Below are 15,154 nucleotides of genomic sequence, written 5' to 3'. Positions count from 1 at the left end.
GCGCGGCCCTGCCCGGGGGCCGGAGCCGCCCCTACTCGTTGAGCTGGTCGACGAGCGTACGGGCCAGTCCCCGCGCCTTGTCCTGGAGTTCCTTGCTGTCGGGGGCCTCGGTGGAGAGGGCCGGCTGCTCGGTGTACCGGACGGTCACGATCACGTTCGATGTGCGGAACACCACGCTCACCGTGCGGTGCTGCGCGGCCGAACCGGAGCGCGCGAGGACGTCGTCCAGGAAGGCGGCGTCGCCGAGGTCGTCGAGGACGCGGGGTTCGAGGCCTTCGGTGCCGGTCGCGGTCTCGGTCGCGGAGGGTGCCCCGGAGGGCGTGGCGGAGGGGGAGACGGTCTGCGGTCCGGGCGCCGCGCCACTGCCGGAGGCGCCGGGGCCGTCCGACGCGCCGGGCGTCCCCGGCGTGCCGGAGGAGGAGCCCGCGGAGCCCGAGGAGGAAGAGGAGGAGCCGGAGGAGGAAGAGGAGGCGGAGGGGGCGAGGTGCGCGCCCGTCTCCTTCGTCGCGTAGACCTCCTGCGCGCGGGTCTCGTCGCTCACGGCGGGGTCGTACGACACGACACGCTCGAAGTCGATCACGAGCTGGTTCGAGGCGGCGGGCGAGTCGGCCTTCCAGCTGCAGCCCACACGGCGGTCGGTGTCGTACGTCACGGCGGCCGTGCCCTGGTACGCCTTCTCCTGCTGGTCCTCGGGGAGCGAGGTGGCGCCCGGCATCAGGTCCTTGAGCGTGGAGCGCGGCACGGAACCGCACGCCTCACGCAGCGTCCGGTACTTGCCGGGCGGCGCCGCGGTCGCGCTGGTGGTCTCGCCGGGCTTGGAGTCGCCGGCCGAGCCGTCGTCGCCGCTGCCGGCCGTACAGCCGGCGACGGCCGCCACGAGGAGCGCCGCCAGGCCGGGTACGTACGCGCGTCGCGCCTTGAACTGCACGGTCCCGGGCTCCCTTCTCGCCAAAACTGTTTGCCGCCGGATGGCGGTCGATGGACACAATGTCTATCGCACGCGATGCCGTCGACGCTGGTCGGCCGTCCTCTATGGCTGCCTTGGCTCCGGTTTTGCGTTATACAGACTTTCGGGGGAATTGAGGGGATATGTCGTACGTAGAGGTGCCGGGCGCGAAGGTGCCCATCCGGATGTGGGCCGACCCGGCGACGGTCGAGGACGGCGCGATGCAGCAGCTCCGCAATGTCGCCACCCTGCCGTGGATCAAGGGCCTCGCCGTGATGCCGGACGTGCATTACGGGAAGGGCGCCACGGTCGGCTCGGTGATCGCGATGCACGGCGCGGTCTGCCCGGCGGCGGTGGGCGTGGACATCGGCTGCGGTATGTCGGCGGTGAAGACGTCCCTGACGGCGAACGACCTGCCGGGCGACCTGTCCCGGCTGCGCTCCAAGATCGAACAGGCGATCCCGGTGGGCCGGGGGATGCACGACGACCCGGTGGACCCGGGGCGGCTGCACGGATTCCCGACGGCGGGGTGGGCGGACTTCTGGGAGCGGTTCGGGGGAGTCGCCGACGCGGTGAAGTTCCGTGAGGGCCGTGCGGTGAAGCAGATGGGAACACTCGGATCGGGTAATCATTTTATTGAGTTTTGTCTCGATGAGGTGGGCGCGGTCTGGCTGATGCTGCACTCCGGGTCCCGGAACATCGGCAAGGAACTGGCCGACCACCACATCGGCACGGCACAGAAACTGCCGCACAACCAGGGCCTGATCGACCGTGACCTGGCCGTCTTCATCGCGGACACCCCGCAGATGGCGGCGTACCGGAACGACCTGTTCTGGGCGCAGGAGTACGCGAAGTACAACCGCGCGATCATGATGGGGCTCTTCCAGGACGTGGTCCGCAAGGAGTTCAAGAAGGCCCGGGTGACCTTCGACCCGGTGATCTCCTGCCACCACAACTACGTGGCGGAGGAGCGGTACGAGGGCATGGACCTGCTGGTCACGCGGAAGGGCGCGATCCGGGCGGGGAGCGGGGACTTCGGGATCATCCCGGGTTCCATGGGCACGGGTTCGTACATCGTGAAGGGGCTCGGGAACGCGGCGTCGTTCAACTCGGCCTCGCACGGGGCGGGCCGGCGCATGAGCCGTAACGCGGCGAAGCGGCGCTTCTCGACCCAGGACCTGGAGGAGCAGACACGGGGCGTGGAGTGCCGGAAGGACTCCGGTGTCGTGGACGAGATCCCGGCGGCGTACAAGCCGATCGAGCAGGTCATCGATCAGCAGCGGGACCTCGTGGAGGTCGTGGCGAAGCTGAAGCAGGTGGTCTGCGTCAAGGGCTGAGAGCAACTGACTGAGAGGGCTGAGAGCGACTGAGAGCGGCTGAGAGGGCTGAGCGGCCGGCGGGGGCTGTGCGGGGCCGATGGGGCGGGGGTTCTCCGGCCGGGGCCGCCGTCCCGGCCGGAGAACCCTTGATCACAGCTCGCGGTGGACCTTCGTGTTGGACGCCTGGGCGCGCGGGCGGAGGACCAGGAGGTCGACGTTGACGTGGCTCGGACGGGTGATCGCCCAGGTGATCGTGTCGGCCACGTCGTCGGCGGTGAGGGGTTCCGCGACGCCCTCGTAGACCTTGGCCGCCTTCTCCTCGTTGCCGCGGAAGCGGGTGGTGGCGAACTCCTCGGTCCTGACCATGCCGGGGGCGACCTCGATCACGCGGACCGGGGTGCCGACGATCTCCAGGCGGAGGGTTTCGGCGAGGACGTGGGCGCCGTGCTTGGCGGCCACGTACCCCGCGCCGCCCTCGTACGTGCCGTGGCCGGCCGTGGACGAGAGGACGACCACCGTGCCGTCGCCGCTCGCGGTGAGCGCGGGGAGCAGGGCCTGGGTGAGGTTGAGGGTGCCGATGACGTTCGTCTCGAACATCTGCCGCCAGTCCGCCGGGTCGCCGGTGGCCACGGGGTCGGCGCCGAGCGCGCCGCCCGCGTTGTTGACCAGGACGTTCACGGAGGGGAAGCGGTCCAGCTCGGCGGCGAAGGCGTCGACGGCCGCGCGGTCGGTGACGTCGAGCGCGTACGCGGTGGCCTGGTGGCCCGCGGCGGTGATCTCCGCGGCCAGCGCCTCGATCCGGTCCTTGCGGCGGGCGGTGACGATGACGTGGTGGCCCGCGGCGGCGAGGTGCCGGGCGGTGGCGGCGCCGATGCCGCTGCTCGCTCCGGTGATGACTGCGGTGGGGGTCCCCGTGGCGCTCATGACACAACTCCTCGCGCGTGTGATCGACTCCGGCCAGGATAGGCGGGGCGGGGAGTCGCGGGGAGGGGAGTCGGGTGCGGGGGAGCCGTCGGGAGGTGGGCCGGGAAGGGGCAGTGGCCTCGGGGCGGGTACGCGGGCGTGCGCCGAGCCTGCCATGCGGGTGATGTGGGGCGTGCCGGGCGGGCGAGTGGCCGGGACGACAGTGTGATGATCACTATCTTCCGCTCATGGGTGTCCTGCGAAAAGTGGTGCTGGTACTGGTCTCGGCCGCCACGGCGGTGGTCACGGGCGCGGCTCCGGGTGCCGGAGCGAGCGCGCCGGAGCGGAGCACGGAGGTCGCCGAGGCGGACCTCGCCCATCACGGGCATGTGTCGCTGTCGGGCGGACGGCTCACGGTCCTCCTCGGCTCCGAGAACCACGGGCCGTCCGGGCTGGCCGACGCGACCGTACGGCTCGACTTCTCGGCCCCGGTGGCCCCGGGCCGGGCGCTGCCGTCCACCTGTCTGTGGGGCGGCGACCGTACGGTCCTGTGCCGTACGGGGCAGCTCCGGCCGATCGGGCGGAGCGGCGAAGTGACGCTCGACCTGCGGACGGCCGGCAGGCCGGACGAGATCGTCGTACGGATCGACACGGCCTGGAACGGCGGCGCGGACGACCTCAACCTTGAGAACCACCGGCACCGTGTCCTGGCGCCGGACACCGGGGACCGGTACGCCTTCTGAGGCGGCCGTCCCGCCGGAGGCGGCCCGACGGTCGTTTTGAGGTGACCCGACGGTCCCTCCGGAGCGGCCTGAGGGGCGTTACGCCGCCGCTCCGCCGAACTCGCGCACCGCGTCGTCGACGATGGCCGCCAGACGGGCGTGGTGGGCGCCGCGCCAGTAGACCCGTCCGCAGGCCGAGCAGCGCGCGAAGACGTCGTAGCCGCGCTGGGTGCCGTGCTGGAGCTGTTCCTGGACGGACTCCTTGTCCGCCGGGCCCAGGTCGCCGTTGCAGGCCGTGCAGCGGGTCCAGGGCGCGAGGGCGGGGGCGAAGCGCTGGAGGACGTCCCTGAGCTGGTCGTCCGGCCGGTCGCTGTAGATGTACGCGCCGGCCCAGATCTCACGGCGGCGCAGCAGTCCGCGGTCGCGGGAGAGCATCACCCGGCGTTCGGCGGCGGAGAGCGCGGCCAGGGCCGGGTCGCCCAGGTCCTCGCTCTCGTACGCCGCGTCGACGCCCAGCAGCCGCAGCCGGCGCGCCAGGGTGCCTAGATGGACGTCCAGGAGAAAGCGCAGGGGCGCGCCGGGCACGGTCTGCGGCCGGGGCACGGACCGTACGTCCACGGACTCGCCCGCGGCCGGGATGTGCGAGAAGGGCACCTCGTGGCCGTCGACCAGGAGCGGTCCCGCCTCGGTGAGCGGGATGCCGAGGGACTCGACGGCGTGGCCGAGGGTGGACGAGCCGTCGGTGCGCAGGGCCGTACGTCCCTCGCGGCGCTCGGCCGGGACGAAGAGGCGCAGTTCGGGGGCGAAGGTGATGTGGATTTCCGGTCCGTTCACGCCGTCAGGATGTCACCGCGCGGCCTGTCGGGCCAGGGATTTCCGGGGGGCGGGTGCGGGCGTACGCCGTGGGCGGGACCCCGACCGTCGCCGTGAAGTCGCGGACGAGGTGGGCCTGGTCGCTGTAGCCGAGGTCGGCGGCGAGCGCGGGCCAGTCGACGGCGCCCGACTCCGCGCGCTCCAGGGCCTCGTGGATGCGGTGGCGCAGGATGACCCACTTCGGGCCGACCCCCACGTACTCGGCGAACAGCCGTTGCAGCGAGCGGGCCGAGACGCCTTCCTCGTCGGTGAGGCGGGCGACGCGCCGGATCGTCGGGTCCGTCCTGATCCGGTCGACGAGGGCCATGGCGCGCAGGGCCCGTGGGTCGGGGCGCGGGCCGAGGCCCAGCAGATACGCGTCGAGCGCGGCGACCCGCGCGTCCTCGTCGTCCGGGGCACCCCGTGCGCCGCGGGGGTCCTGGGGGTCCCGGGGCGCCGGGCCCAGGATCGCCGCGAGGTCCGCGTCGCTCGTGGGCAGGACGTCGGCGACCGGGACGCGGCGCCCCGTCCAGTGGGCCACGGGCCGGTGCGGTGCGAAGGGCCGGAAGCCGCCGGGGCGGAACTGGGTGCCGCAGACCCGGCCGCGGCCCGCGAGCTTCTGGGCGAACAGCTCCAGGCCGATGCCCGCGACCTCGCCGAAGGGCGCGGCGGTGCCGTACCGCTGGAACACCACGTTCACCGAGGGGTGCGGCACCACGTGGGAGACGTACGGCTGGTCCAGGTCCCAGTCGATCAGCCAGTAGTGCTCCAGGTACGGCCGCAGCGCGGGGGCGGGCTCGCGGCGGCGGAACCGTACGCGCGCGAAGAGGCCGGGGGCGTCGACGATGCCCCGGGTGTCACGTCGCGGACCAGCCATGACCGGATCCTATGTCGCGTCTGTTCGGGTGTCCCGTGGTCGGGTGTCGCGTTTGTTCAAGACGCGCGGCTGCGCCGTTTCTACGGTCGGAGCCATGAACGACAAGACCGAGACCGAGACCGGTACCAGGATCAGCACACTGTTGAGGACGGCGGCCGGCCGTGCCGTCCCCGTCGTCCGGGGCATCCGCGACGACCAGCTCGGCGCGCCGACGCCGTGCGCCGCGTACGACGTCCACGCCCTCGCGGACCATCTCTTCCAGGTCGTCGTGAACTTCCAGGCGCTCGCCGCGAAGCGGGACGCCGACTTCGGCGCCGCTCCCGAACATCTCACGGGGGAGTGGCGCGAGCGGTTCGCGCAGGAGACGGCGCGGCTCGTGGCGGCGTGGGACGCGCCGGGCGCCGAGGAGGGCACGTCGGGGGCGATGGGGCTGCCGGCCAGGACGGTCGGGTCGATGGTGCTCGGGGATCTGACCGTGCACGCGTGGGACCTGGCGCGGGCGACGGGGCTGCCGTACGAGCCGGACGCGGCGCTCGTCGGGGTGCTGCTGGCGGAGTTCGGGGCGCTGGCGCCGACGGCCCGGCGGATGGGGGTGTTCGGGGATCCGGTGGCGGTGGCGCCGGACGCCGCCCCGTTCGATGTGCTGCTGGCGCTGACGGGTCGCGACCCGGGCTGGACGCCGCGGCCGTAAGTCCCCCCGGGGCGTGCGGGCCTGGGGCCGTGGGGGCTGCGGGCGGCGGCGAGGATTCGACGTTCCCAGGGCGGGCACACGTTCCGCGAGTACCGCTTTCGGCGGTAAGTGGGCGAACGAGGAGGGGACATGGAGATTTCCGGCATTTTCGTTGCCATCGTCGTCGGCATCGTCATCGGCGTGCTCGGGCGGCTCGTGGTGCCTGGGCGCCAGCGCATCGGGGTGCTGTGGACCATCGGCGTCGGTATCGTCGCCGCGCTGGTCGGTACGTTTGTCGCGGCGGCGTTCGGCGTCGCGGACACCAAGGGCTTCGACTGGATCGAGTTGATCATCCAGGTCGGCCTGGCGGCCGTGGGCGTGGCCGCGCTGGACCGCGCCAAGGGCCGCGGCTGACCCTCAGATTTCCTGCCCGGCGGCCTCTTCGCCGGCGAGCGGACGGCCGCCGAGCAGGTTCCAGCGGCCGTCCCGCCCGGTGAACTCGGTGGCGGTCAGCGGCCGTACGTCGAACCGCCAGAACGCGCCGGCGGGTGCGCCGAGGGCGTGGACGGCCGCGGCGCGGACGATGTCCGGTTCGGCCACGGCGACCACGCGGGGCTCGTCGGGGCTCAGTGTGTCGAGCCACCGGCCGACCCGGGCGTTGAGCGTGAGCAGGGACTCCCCGCCGTGCGGCGCGGCGGCGGGGTCGGTGAGCCAGGCGCCCACCTCCCGCGGTTCCGCGGCGGCGACCTCGTCGAGGGTCCTGCCCCGCCAGCGGCCCATCGCCCAGGGCGCGAGGTCCGGCAGCGGCCGGGCGTCCAGGCCGAGCAGGCCGGCGGTCGTACGGCAGCGGGGCGAGGGCGAGACGTACAGGGCGGCGGTACGGGCGGTGCGGAGGAAGTCCTCCCGTACGGCCTCGGTCCGGCGCACCCCGGCGGCGTCGACGGCGCGGCTGTCCACGGCGCTGTCCGTTCCGGAGCTGTCCTCGGCGGTGTCCGGTCCGGGGCTGTTCCCGGGTGCCTCGGGGTCTGGGCCTTCCGGCGGTTCCTCGCCGAAGCGGGCCGCGCGCAGGGCCGGTCCCATGGCGGGTGAGATGAGCAGCACGCGGATCGTCATGAGAAGGGCCCCCTTGGCCCGTCTGCCGGTTCGCGGTACCTTCACGTCGATATCCACGACGGCGAGACGGAAGTCCGGTGAGATTCCGGCACGGTCGCGCCACTGTATGCCGGGGTACCGGCCGCGTGCCATGCGGCGGGGGCCCGGTGAGTCAGACCCGAAGGCCGTCGTTCGAGCTCCATGCAACGGGACGCGAGTTCCCCAAGGAGGATGTGCCGTGGCTTCGTCCATAGCGTCTACGACCGGGGCCGTCGCGCCCACCTCGTCCACCGCCGCCGTACCGGCTCCGCTGCCGCTGCGCGCCGTTCTGCCGTGGGCGGTCTTCGTCGGCACCCTGATGCTGGTGCTGCTCTACTTCGTCGGCGCCGAACAGGGCGCCACCTCGGTGATCTCCGGCGCCGGAGTGCACGAGTGGGTGCACGACGGCCGTCATCTGCTCGGTTTCCCCTGCCACTGACCTGACGGCGATCACGGAGCACGGAGAGTACGGAGATATACGCGCATGCATGCCTCCACCGTCAGAATCCTCCTGGTCCGCGGCATGGTCGCGGGCGTGCTGGCCGGGCTGTTCGCCTTCGCGCTGGCCTACTTCGCGGGTGAGCCGTCCGTACGGGACTCCATCGCGCAGGAGGAGAGCAGGTCCGCCCCGGCGCATCAACACGGCGCGGCGGGGGACTCCGCCGCGCCCGAGGAGGAGGAAGAGGAACTGGTCAGCAGGCCCGTCCAGTCGACGTTCGGACTTGCCACCGGCGTACTGGTGTACGGCGTGGCCCTGGGCGGTATCGCCTCGCTGGTCTTCGCCGTGAGCCTGGGCAGGATCGGCCGGTTCGGGCCACGGGCGACCGCTGCGCTGGTCGCGGGCGCCGCCTTCACCACCGTCTATCTGGTGCCGTTCCTGAAGTATCCGGCGGCGCCGCCCGCCGTCGGCAACCCCGACACCATCGGCAGACGCACCACGCTCTTCTTCCTGATGATCCTGCTCAGCGTGTTGCTGGCGGTCGTCGCCGTCATCGCGGGCCGGCGGCTGGCGCCGCGGCTCGGCAACTGGAACGCGTCGCTCGCCGCCGGTGGCGGTTACGTGGCCGTGGTGGCCGTCGCCTGTCTGGTGCTGCCCGCCAACACCGACGCCGTTCCCGCGTCCTTCCCCGCCGCGCTGCTCTGGGAGTTCAGGCTCGCGTCGCTGGGGGTGCAGGCGCTGCTGTGGACGGCCTTCGGGCTGATCTTCGGCGCGCTGGCCGAGCGGGCGCTCCGGCCGGGGGTGGCTGCCGCCTCCGCCTCCGCCTCCGATGCCGTGCCGGCCGCCGCCGGGGCCGTGGGGGAGGTCACTCGCTGACGCCCACGACGTGGCGTACCGTCTCCGGCGCCGCCATGAAGTCGAGCATGGCGCGGGCGACATCGGCGCGGGCGATGCGGTTGCCGGGCGGGCCCGCGTCGATCGCGTGCCGGTAGATGCCCCGGCCCGCGCCGTTCGTCAGCCGGGGCGGCCGTACCGACGTCCAGTCGAGATCGCTGTCGGCCAGGGTCCGTTCCATCAGCTCCAGATCGGTGTACACCTCCCTGAGGAGCGCCCACATCATGGGTGTGATCACCCGGTGCGCGAGCCAGGTCTGGGCCACGCCCGTACGGTTCAGCGGCGCCGCGCTCACCACGACGAGCCGCCGCACCCCGGCCGCCGACATCGCCTCGACCGTCGCCCGCGCCGAGGTGGACGCGGGCCTGGCCGGGTCGTGGCGGGCGGCGGGGCCCACCCCGGAGAGCACGGTGTCGGCCCCTTCGACGACCTCCCCCACCGAGGCGGCGTCGAGGGCGTCCGCCCGGACGACCGTCAGGTTCTCGTCCGCGAGGCCTATCCGCGCCGGGTCCCGTACACCCGCCTTCACCTTGTGGCGGTCCGCCAGGGCGTGGACGACGATCTGCCGCCCGACACCACCGGTGGCGCCGAGCACCGCGAGATTCATGGCCTTTCCCTTCCGCTGCTCTGTGATCCGTTCCGCACGGGGACCGATCCGTTCCGTATGTGGGCCCCTACCCGAGTGAGTGAACGCTCACTCACTCGATGAAACGAAATCAGTACGATCCCTGCCATGGACGCCATGGATGAAGAAGCCGCCTCCCCGCCGCCCCTGACCGGTGGCGCCCTGACCCGCTCGCGGATCCTTGACGCGGCGGCGCACCTGATGGGCAGCGTCGGGTTGACCCGTACGACGACCAAGCAGATCGCGCGCGAGGCCGGCTGCTCGGAGGCGACGCTCTACAAGCACTTCCGCGGCCAGGAGGAGATCTTCGTCCGCGTCCTGCACGAGCGCGCCCCGCGCTTCACGGACGCGCTGGCGCGGCTGCCCGGGCGCGTCGGCACGGGGGAGGTGGCCGGGAATCTGGAGGAGGTGGCCCGGGTGGCGGTCCTCTTCTACCGGCGCTCCTTGCCGATGGCGGCCTCGCTCTTCGCCAGTCCCGGCCTGCTCGTGGCCCACCGCGCCAAGCTCGACCTCACCGGCGCGGGCCCGCAGGAGGCGACCCACTGCCTGGCAGGTTATCTGCGCGCGGAACAGGAACGCGGCCGGGTGTCGGCGGGCATCGACCCCGACGCCGCGGCGATGCTCCTGATCGGCGCCTGCTTCCACCGGGCATTCCTCGACCTGTTCTTCGCCCCGGACCCCCCGGAGGGCGTGGTGCGCCCGGCGGACGAGGCGGAGTTCGCGCGGGAGACGGTACGGGCGCTGCTGGCGGGCATCGCGCCGTCCGGACCGGAGCAGCGGCCGGGGCCGGGGTTGGAGTTGGGGCCGGGGGCACCCGTCGCGGGGCCGCAGGCGGGCGGACAGTAGAGTGCGAGGCCGGTCTTCTCCCAGTTCAGAGGTGTACGGCAGTGAGTGTCCCGCCCCCTGATTCCGCCTCGCGTACACCGGTGACCGTGGTCGGGATCGGCGCCGACGGCTGGGCCGGGTTGTCCGGCGAGGCGCGGGAGGCGCTGCGCCGCGCGGACGTGGTGATCGGCGGGGACCGGCAGCTCGGCCTGCTGCCGGCCGGCGAGTGCCAGGGGGAGCGGGTGGCGTGGCCCTCACCGCTGCGCCCCGCCGTGCCCGGACTGCTCGCCACGCACGCCGGGCGCCGGATCGCGGTGCTGGCCAGCGGGGACCCGATGTTCTACGGGATCGGGCGCGCGCTCGGTGAGGTCGTCGGAGCCGCCGCGCTGCGCGTGGTGCCGCATCCCTCGTCCGTCTCGTACGCCTGTGCCCGGCTCGGCTGGCCGGTGGAGGACGCGGAGGTCGTCACGCTCGTCGGCCGTCCCACCGACCGCCTCACCGCCGCGCTGCACGACGGCCGCCGGGTGCTCGTGCTCAGCGCGGGGGCCGCGACGCCCGCCGAGGTGGCGGCGCTGCTCCGCGCGCGCGGCTACGGGCCGAGCCGGATGCACGTACTCGAACAGCTCGGCTCGGACCGGGAGCGGCAGCTCACGTCCACCGCCGACGGGTGGGACCTGCCCGCCGGGGACCCGCTCAACGTCGTGGCGGTCGACTGCCGCCGCGCGCCCGGCGCGCCGCGCCTCGGCGCCGTACCCGGGCTGCCGGACGCGGCGTACGAGCACGACGGCCAGCTCACCAAGCGCCATGTGCGCGCCGCCACGCTGGGCGCGCTGGCGCCCGCGCCGGGGGAGCTGCTGTGGGACGTCGGCGGCGGGTCCGGTTCGATCGCGGTCGAGTGGCTGCGTACGCACCCGTCCTGCCGGGCGGTGTCGGTGGAACGCGATCCGGCGCGCGCCGAGCGCATCGGCCGTAACGCGCGGGCGCTCGGCGTCCCCGGGCTGCGTGTCGCCGTCGGCGCGGCGCCCGGCGCGCTGGCCGGACTGCCCGTGCCCGACGCGGTGTTCATCGGCGGCGGGCTGACCGCGCCGGGGCTGCTCGACGCGTGCTGGGACGCGCTGCCCGTGGGCGGCCGGCTGGTCGCGAACACGGTGACGCTGGAGTCCGAGGCGCTGCTGGCCGAGTGGTACAAGCGGCTCGGCGGGGAGCTGGTACGGCTGGCGGTCGCGCACGCGGTGCCGGTCGGCGGCTTCACGGGGTGGCGGCAGGCGATGCCGGTCACGCAGTGGGCGGTCACGAAGACCGAAGGATCGGCCTCAGGATCAGGAGAAGAACGATGACGGTGTACTTCATCGGCGCCGGCCCCGGCGCCGCCGACCTGATCACGGTGCGCGGCGCCCGCAGACTGGCCGAGTGCAGGGTGTGCCTGTACGCGGGCAGTCTCGTCCCGCGCGAGCTGCTGGCCGAGTGCCCGTCGGACGCGCGGCTGATCGACACCGCCAGGATGGACCTCGACGGCATCATCGCCGAACTGGTCAGGGCGCACGGCGAGGGCCACGACGTGGCGCGGCTGCACTCCGGCGACCCGTCCGTCTTCAGCGCCGTCGCCGAGCAGATGCGGCGGCTGGACGCGGCGGGCGTGCCGTACGAAGTGGTGCCGGGCGTACCGGCGTTCGCGGCGGCGGCAGCCGCGCTCAAGCGGGAGCTGACCGTACCGACGGTCGGCCAGACGGTGATCCTGACCCGGATCGCCCAGCGGGCCACCCCGATGCCGGAGGGCGAGGACCTGGCGACGCTGGGGCGCAGCGGAGCGCTGCTGGTGCTGCACCTGGCGGCGCGGTACGTGGACCGGGTGGTGGACGAACTGCTGCCGCACTACGGCGCCGACTGCCCGGCGGCGGTGGTGGCGATGGCGAGCCGCCCCGACGAACTGGTGCTGCGGGGCACGCTGGACGGCATCGCCGCGCAGGTGAAGGCGGCGGGTGTGGTGCGTACGGCGGTGATCATGGTGGGCAGGACGCTGGGCGCGGAGCAGTTCAGGGACAGCCACCTGTACTCGCCGGACCGGGACCGGGACGGCCTCGGGGACGGCGGCCACGCGTGCGCGCAGGGCTGACCCCGTGAGCCGCAGGCCGTAAATCGCCAGCCGTCGGCGGTAAGTCGTGAACAGGGGTACGGCGGGACACGGAGCGCGCGTCCGTGTCCTGCCGTCACCGGCTTCCGCCGGCGCCTGATCACTTCTTGGGCGGAGTGGTCTTCAGCCGCCGGGCGATCCGGTCGCGCATGCCGGGCATCCCGAACCCCTTGGGGTCGATCTTGTCGTTCGACCATTCGAGATGGCCGATGACGCTGAGCGCGCTCCACCCGTGCGCCCGGCAGAGCGCCGCGCTCACCCGCTCGACCGCGTCGAGCTGCGCCTGGGGCCACGGGTCCTTCCCGTTGCCGAGGTTGACGCACTCGAAGCCGTAGAAGCGGGCGTTGCCGTCCTCGCCGCCGGTGTTGCCCTGGGTGGGCCTGGGCGGCCGGTCGCCGTAGTCCTCCGCGATCACGCGCGCGAGCACCTTCGGGTCGCCGCCCCCGGCGTGGTTCGTCCGGCCGTGGCCGACGAGGTGGACGACACCGGTCTTGTCGATGACGCCGTGGCACAGCGGCCCCGGCAGGGCGGTGTACCCGTCCCGGCAGAGCGCCACGGTGCCCGTGGTGCCGGAGGTGACGGTGTGGTGGACCATCACTCCGTTGACCGGGCCCCAGGGGCCCTTGTGGTTGCGGTTGTGCGTACGCCAGTCGCCGACCTCTTCGACCTTCACGCCCTCGGCGCGCAGGGCCGCGAGGAAGGCCGAGGCGGACAGTGGTGCTGCCATGGGATTCCTTCCTTTCCGTCGTGGTGCACGTGGTGTACGTGGTGTACGTGGCCGTGCGGGGCCGTGTTCACCAGGACGGGTCGCGGCCGTTCCCGTAGCCGCCGTTCCTCTCGCGGTCCTCGAAGTGCAGGCGCGGACCGGTCACGTTGCCGAGGACCGCCCGGTGCGTCCGACGGGCCGTGCGCCCTCACCGCTCGCTGCGCCCCACCACCGCCCCCGCCCGGTCGATGCAGATCACGTCCACCGCCACCGGCGCACCCCGCAGCACCGCCAGCGCCTCCGACCTGGCCCGTACCGCCACCGCGTCGCCCAGTTCGACGCCCTCCGCCTCGCACAGGCGCAGCGCCTCCAGGCCCGTGTTGGACTCCGCGACCCGAGCCGCCAGTGCCGCGTCCGCGCCCGCCGCGGCGGCCAGTTCCGCCAGGAACGCCTTGTTCACCTGAGAGCGCGCCGAATGCAGGTCGAGATGGCCCGCCGCCAGTTTCGAGAGCTTCGCGAAGCCGCCGCAGAGCGTCAGCCGGTCGACCGGATGGCGCCGGATGTACTTGAGGACCGCCCCCGCGAAGTCGCCCATGTCCAGCAGCGCGTCCTCCGGCAGCCCGTGGACGGCCCGGACCGTCTTCTCCGAGGTCGAGCCCGTGCACCCCGCCACATGTGTACGGCCCGCCGCGCGCGCCACGTCCACGCCCCGCCGGATCGAGTCGATCCACGCCGAGCAGGAGTACGGGACGACCACCCCCGTCGTGCCGAGGATGGACAGGCCGCCCAGGATGCCCAGGCGCGGGTTCCAGGTCGAGCGGGCGATCTCCTCGCCGTCGTCCACGGAGACCGTGATCTCCACGTCGCCCGTGCCGCCGTACCGCCCCGCCACCTCCGCCACATGCGCGCGCATGAGCTGACGCGGGACCGGGTTGATCGCCGGTTCGCCGACCTCCAGGGGCAGCCCGGGGCGCGTCACCGTACCCACGCCGGGGCCGGCCAGGAAGACGACGCCCGTGCCCGGCGGGAGCAGCCGTACCGTCGCGCGGACCAGGGCGCCGTGTGTGACGTCCGGGTCGTCGCCCGCGTCCTTGACCACACCCACCGTGGCCGCCCCGGCGGACCGCTCCTCCGTGGCCAGCGCGAACGCCGGGGTGTGGCCCTTCGGCAGCGTGATCGTGACCGGGTCGGGGAAGTCGCCGGTCAGCAGGGCGGTGTACGCGGCCGTCGTCGCAGCCGTCGCGCAGGCGCCGGTCGTCCAGCCGGAGCGCAGACCGGTGTGCTTGAGTTGGGCGCTGCGCCCGCCCGCGCCCGTATCGACACCCGTACCCGTACCTGTTTCCCGCTCAGTCATGGAGAGACCCGTTGTCCTTGCACGTGCTCATCCTCGGGGGGACCACCGAGGGGCGCCGCCTCGCGGGGCTGCTGGACGACCGGCCCGACCCGCGACCGCGCGTGACGACGTCCCTCGCCGGGCGCGTCGCCCGGCCCGTGCTGCCGCCGGGCGAGGTGCGCGTCGGCGGGTTCGGCGGGGCCGAAGGGCTGGCGCGCTGGCTGCGCGAGCACCGCGTGGACGCGCTCGTCGACGCCACCCATCCCTTCGCCGCGACGATCAGCCGGAACGCGGCCCGCGCCGCCGCCACCGCCCGGGTCCCCCTGCTGGCGCTGCGCCGCCCCTCCTGGGTGCCCGTGCCGGGCGACGACTGGCGGACGGCCGGCTCCCTGGCGGAGGCCGCCGAGGCGCTGCGCGGGCTCGGCGGGCCCCGCAGGGTCTTCCTCACCACCGGGCGGATGGGGCTCGCCGCCTTCGCGGGCCCGGAACTCGACGCCCACTGGTTCCTCGTACGGTCCGTCGACGCCCCGGAACCGCCGTACCCCGCCCGTACGGAGACCCTGCTCGACCGGGGGCCGTTCACCCTCGACGGGGAGCGGGACATCCTGCGCCGGCACCGGATCGATGTCGTCGTGACCAAGGACAGCGGCGGCTCGGCCACCGCGCCCAAGCTCACCGCCGCCCGTGAGGCGGGGATTCCGGTCGTGGTGGTGCGACGGCCGCCCGTCCGGGAGGGGGTGGCCGTCGCGGAGACCGTCGAGGAGGCGGTGGCGTGGGTGGC

The 15,154-nt window shown here is 73.6% G+C and carries 16 protein-coding genes, 2 pseudogenes and 1 riboswitch; of the genes and pseudogenes, 10 read left to right on the top strand and 8 right to left on the bottom strand.

All coding sequences use genetic code 11. The annotated features are described in order from the left end of the window. Positions 1-31 precede the first annotated feature (31 nt). On the bottom strand, positions 32-928 hold the full coding sequence (locus ACFXPL_RS18380) for a DUF3558 domain-containing protein (protein ID WP_384919976.1): 897 nt from the start codon (positions 926-928) through the stop codon (positions 32-34). Between the two features lie 161 nt (positions 929-1,089). Between ACFXPL_RS18380 and ACFXPL_RS18375 the strand changes: the two genes are divergently transcribed. Next, a complete protein-coding gene (locus ACFXPL_RS18375) occupies positions 1,090-2,283 on the top strand; it encodes an RtcB family protein (protein WP_384919973.1) in 1,194 nt (397 codons plus the stop codon). A gap of 132 nt (positions 2,284-2,415) precedes the next feature. On the opposite strand, the gene ACFXPL_RS18370 is transcribed toward ACFXPL_RS18375, so the two are convergent. Continuing rightward, complete coding sequence (locus ACFXPL_RS18370; RefSeq protein ID WP_384919970.1) at positions 2,416-3,189, bottom strand: SDR family NAD(P)-dependent oxidoreductase; 774 nt, start codon at positions 3,187-3,189, stop codon at positions 2,416-2,418. 227 nt (positions 3,190-3,416) lie between these two features. Here ACFXPL_RS18370 and ACFXPL_RS18365 point away from each other — a divergent pair, with 227 nt between their 5' ends. Continuing rightward, complete coding sequence (locus tag ACFXPL_RS18365) at positions 3,417-3,911, top strand: hypothetical protein (RefSeq protein WP_384919967.1); 495 nt, start codon at positions 3,417-3,419, stop codon at positions 3,909-3,911. Between the two features lie 78 nt (positions 3,912-3,989). Here the strand turns inward: ACFXPL_RS18365 and ACFXPL_RS18360 are convergent, their stop codons facing one another. Together ACFXPL_RS18360 and ACFXPL_RS18355 are read right to left on the bottom strand one after the other, a co-directional pair. Then, a complete protein-coding gene (locus ACFXPL_RS18360; protein WP_384919965.1) occupies positions 3,990-4,724 on the bottom strand; it encodes a Mut7-C RNAse domain-containing protein in 735 nt (244 codons plus the stop codon). 4 nt (positions 4,725-4,728) lie between these two features. After that, positions 4,729-5,619 (bottom strand): DUF6597 domain-containing transcriptional factor, encoded by an 891-nt coding sequence (locus ACFXPL_RS18355; protein ID WP_384919962.1) that lies wholly within the window; start codon positions 5,617-5,619, stop codon positions 4,729-4,731. 94 nt (positions 5,620-5,713) lie between these two features. On the opposite strand from ACFXPL_RS18355, the gene ACFXPL_RS18350 reads away from it, so the two are divergent. Together ACFXPL_RS18350 and ACFXPL_RS18345 are read left to right on the top strand one after the other, a co-directional pair. Continuing rightward, positions 5,714-6,310, top strand: coding sequence for a TIGR03086 family metal-binding protein (locus ACFXPL_RS18350; protein WP_384919959.1), 597 nt, complete (start codon positions 5,714-5,716; stop codon positions 6,308-6,310). A gap of 129 nt (positions 6,311-6,439) precedes the next feature. Then, positions 6,440-6,703, top strand: coding sequence for a GlsB/YeaQ/YmgE family stress response membrane protein (locus tag ACFXPL_RS18345; RefSeq protein WP_384919957.1), 264 nt, complete (start codon positions 6,440-6,442; stop codon positions 6,701-6,703). Between the two features lie 3 nt (positions 6,704-6,706). Here ACFXPL_RS18345 and ACFXPL_RS18340 read toward each other — a convergent pair whose 3' ends face one another. Beyond that, positions 6,707-7,402, bottom strand: coding sequence for a histidine phosphatase family protein (locus tag ACFXPL_RS18340; protein WP_384919954.1), 696 nt, complete (start codon positions 7,400-7,402; stop codon positions 6,707-6,709). Between the two features lie 16 nt (positions 7,403-7,418). Then, positions 7,419-7,543, top strand: a riboswitch (cobalamin riboswitch). 76 nt (positions 7,544-7,619) lie between these two features. Here ACFXPL_RS18340 and ACFXPL_RS18335 point away from each other — a divergent pair. Then, on the top strand, positions 7,620-7,859 hold the full coding sequence (locus tag ACFXPL_RS18335) for a CbtB-domain containing protein (RefSeq protein ID WP_384919951.1): 240 nt from the start codon (positions 7,620-7,622) through the stop codon (positions 7,857-7,859). Between the two features lie 45 nt (positions 7,860-7,904). Then, a complete protein-coding gene (locus tag ACFXPL_RS18330; RefSeq protein ID WP_384919948.1) occupies positions 7,905-8,735 on the top strand; it encodes a CbtA family protein in 831 nt (276 codons plus the stop codon). Here the strand turns inward: ACFXPL_RS18330 and ACFXPL_RS18325 are convergent. Further along, entirely contained in the window at positions 8,725-9,360 is a 636-nt protein-coding gene (locus ACFXPL_RS18325; RefSeq protein ID WP_384919945.1) for an NAD(P)-dependent oxidoreductase, read from the bottom strand. The genes ACFXPL_RS18330 and ACFXPL_RS18325 overlap by 11 nt on opposite strands. Positions 9,361-9,495: 135 nt before the next feature. On the opposite strand from ACFXPL_RS18325, the gene ACFXPL_RS18320 reads away from it, so the two are divergent. The 3 genes from ACFXPL_RS18320 to cobM all read left to right on the top strand — a co-directional run bounded on the left by ACFXPL_RS18320 (position 9,496) and on the right by cobM (position 12,316). Further along, positions 9,496-10,224: a TetR/AcrR family transcriptional regulator gene (locus tag ACFXPL_RS18320; RefSeq protein ID WP_384920071.1), complete on the top strand. Its 729-nt coding sequence runs from the start codon at positions 9,496-9,498 to the stop codon at positions 10,222-10,224. A gap of 80 nt (positions 10,225-10,304) precedes the next feature. Next, positions 10,305-11,540: a precorrin-6y C5,15-methyltransferase (decarboxylating) subunit CbiE gene (cbiE, locus tag ACFXPL_RS18315; RefSeq protein ID WP_384919943.1), complete on the top strand. Its 1,236-nt coding sequence runs from the start codon at positions 10,305-10,307 to the stop codon at positions 11,538-11,540. Continuing rightward, positions 11,537-12,316 carry a precorrin-4 C(11)-methyltransferase gene (gene cobM / locus ACFXPL_RS18310; protein WP_384919940.1) on the top strand — a complete coding sequence of 260 codons (780 nt, stop codon included), beginning with the start codon at positions 11,537-11,539 and terminating at the stop codon, positions 12,314-12,316. Before cbiE ends, cobM begins: the two co-directional genes overlap by 4 nt. A gap of 130 nt (positions 12,317-12,446) precedes the next feature. Here the strand turns inward: cobM and ACFXPL_RS18305 are convergent. Both ACFXPL_RS18305 and ACFXPL_RS18300 read right to left on the bottom strand, forming a co-directional pair. Continuing rightward, a pseudogene (locus ACFXPL_RS18305) lies at positions 12,447-13,061 on the bottom strand (N-acetylmuramoyl-L-alanine amidase); the annotation flags it as partial. A 187-nt stretch (positions 13,062-13,248) separates the two neighbouring features. Next, entirely contained in the window at positions 13,249-14,394 is a 1,146-nt protein-coding gene (locus ACFXPL_RS18300; protein WP_384919937.1) for a cobalt-precorrin-5B (C(1))-methyltransferase, read from the bottom strand. A gap of 17 nt (positions 14,395-14,411) precedes the next feature. On the opposite strand from ACFXPL_RS18300, the pseudogene ACFXPL_RS18295 reads away from it, so the two are divergent. Next, positions 14,412-15,152, top strand: a pseudogene (locus ACFXPL_RS18295) (cobalt-precorrin-6A reductase); the annotation flags it as partial. Between the last annotated feature and the right edge of the window lie 2 nt (positions 15,153-15,154).

This window comes from Streptomyces sp. NPDC059092, from assembly GCF_042756365.1.
Lineage (GTDB): Bacteria > Actinomycetota > Actinomycetes > Streptomycetales > Streptomycetaceae > Streptomyces.
The sequence above is the reverse complement of the archived record's forward strand: the minus strand, read 5'-3'. Positions and strand labels throughout refer to the sequence as shown.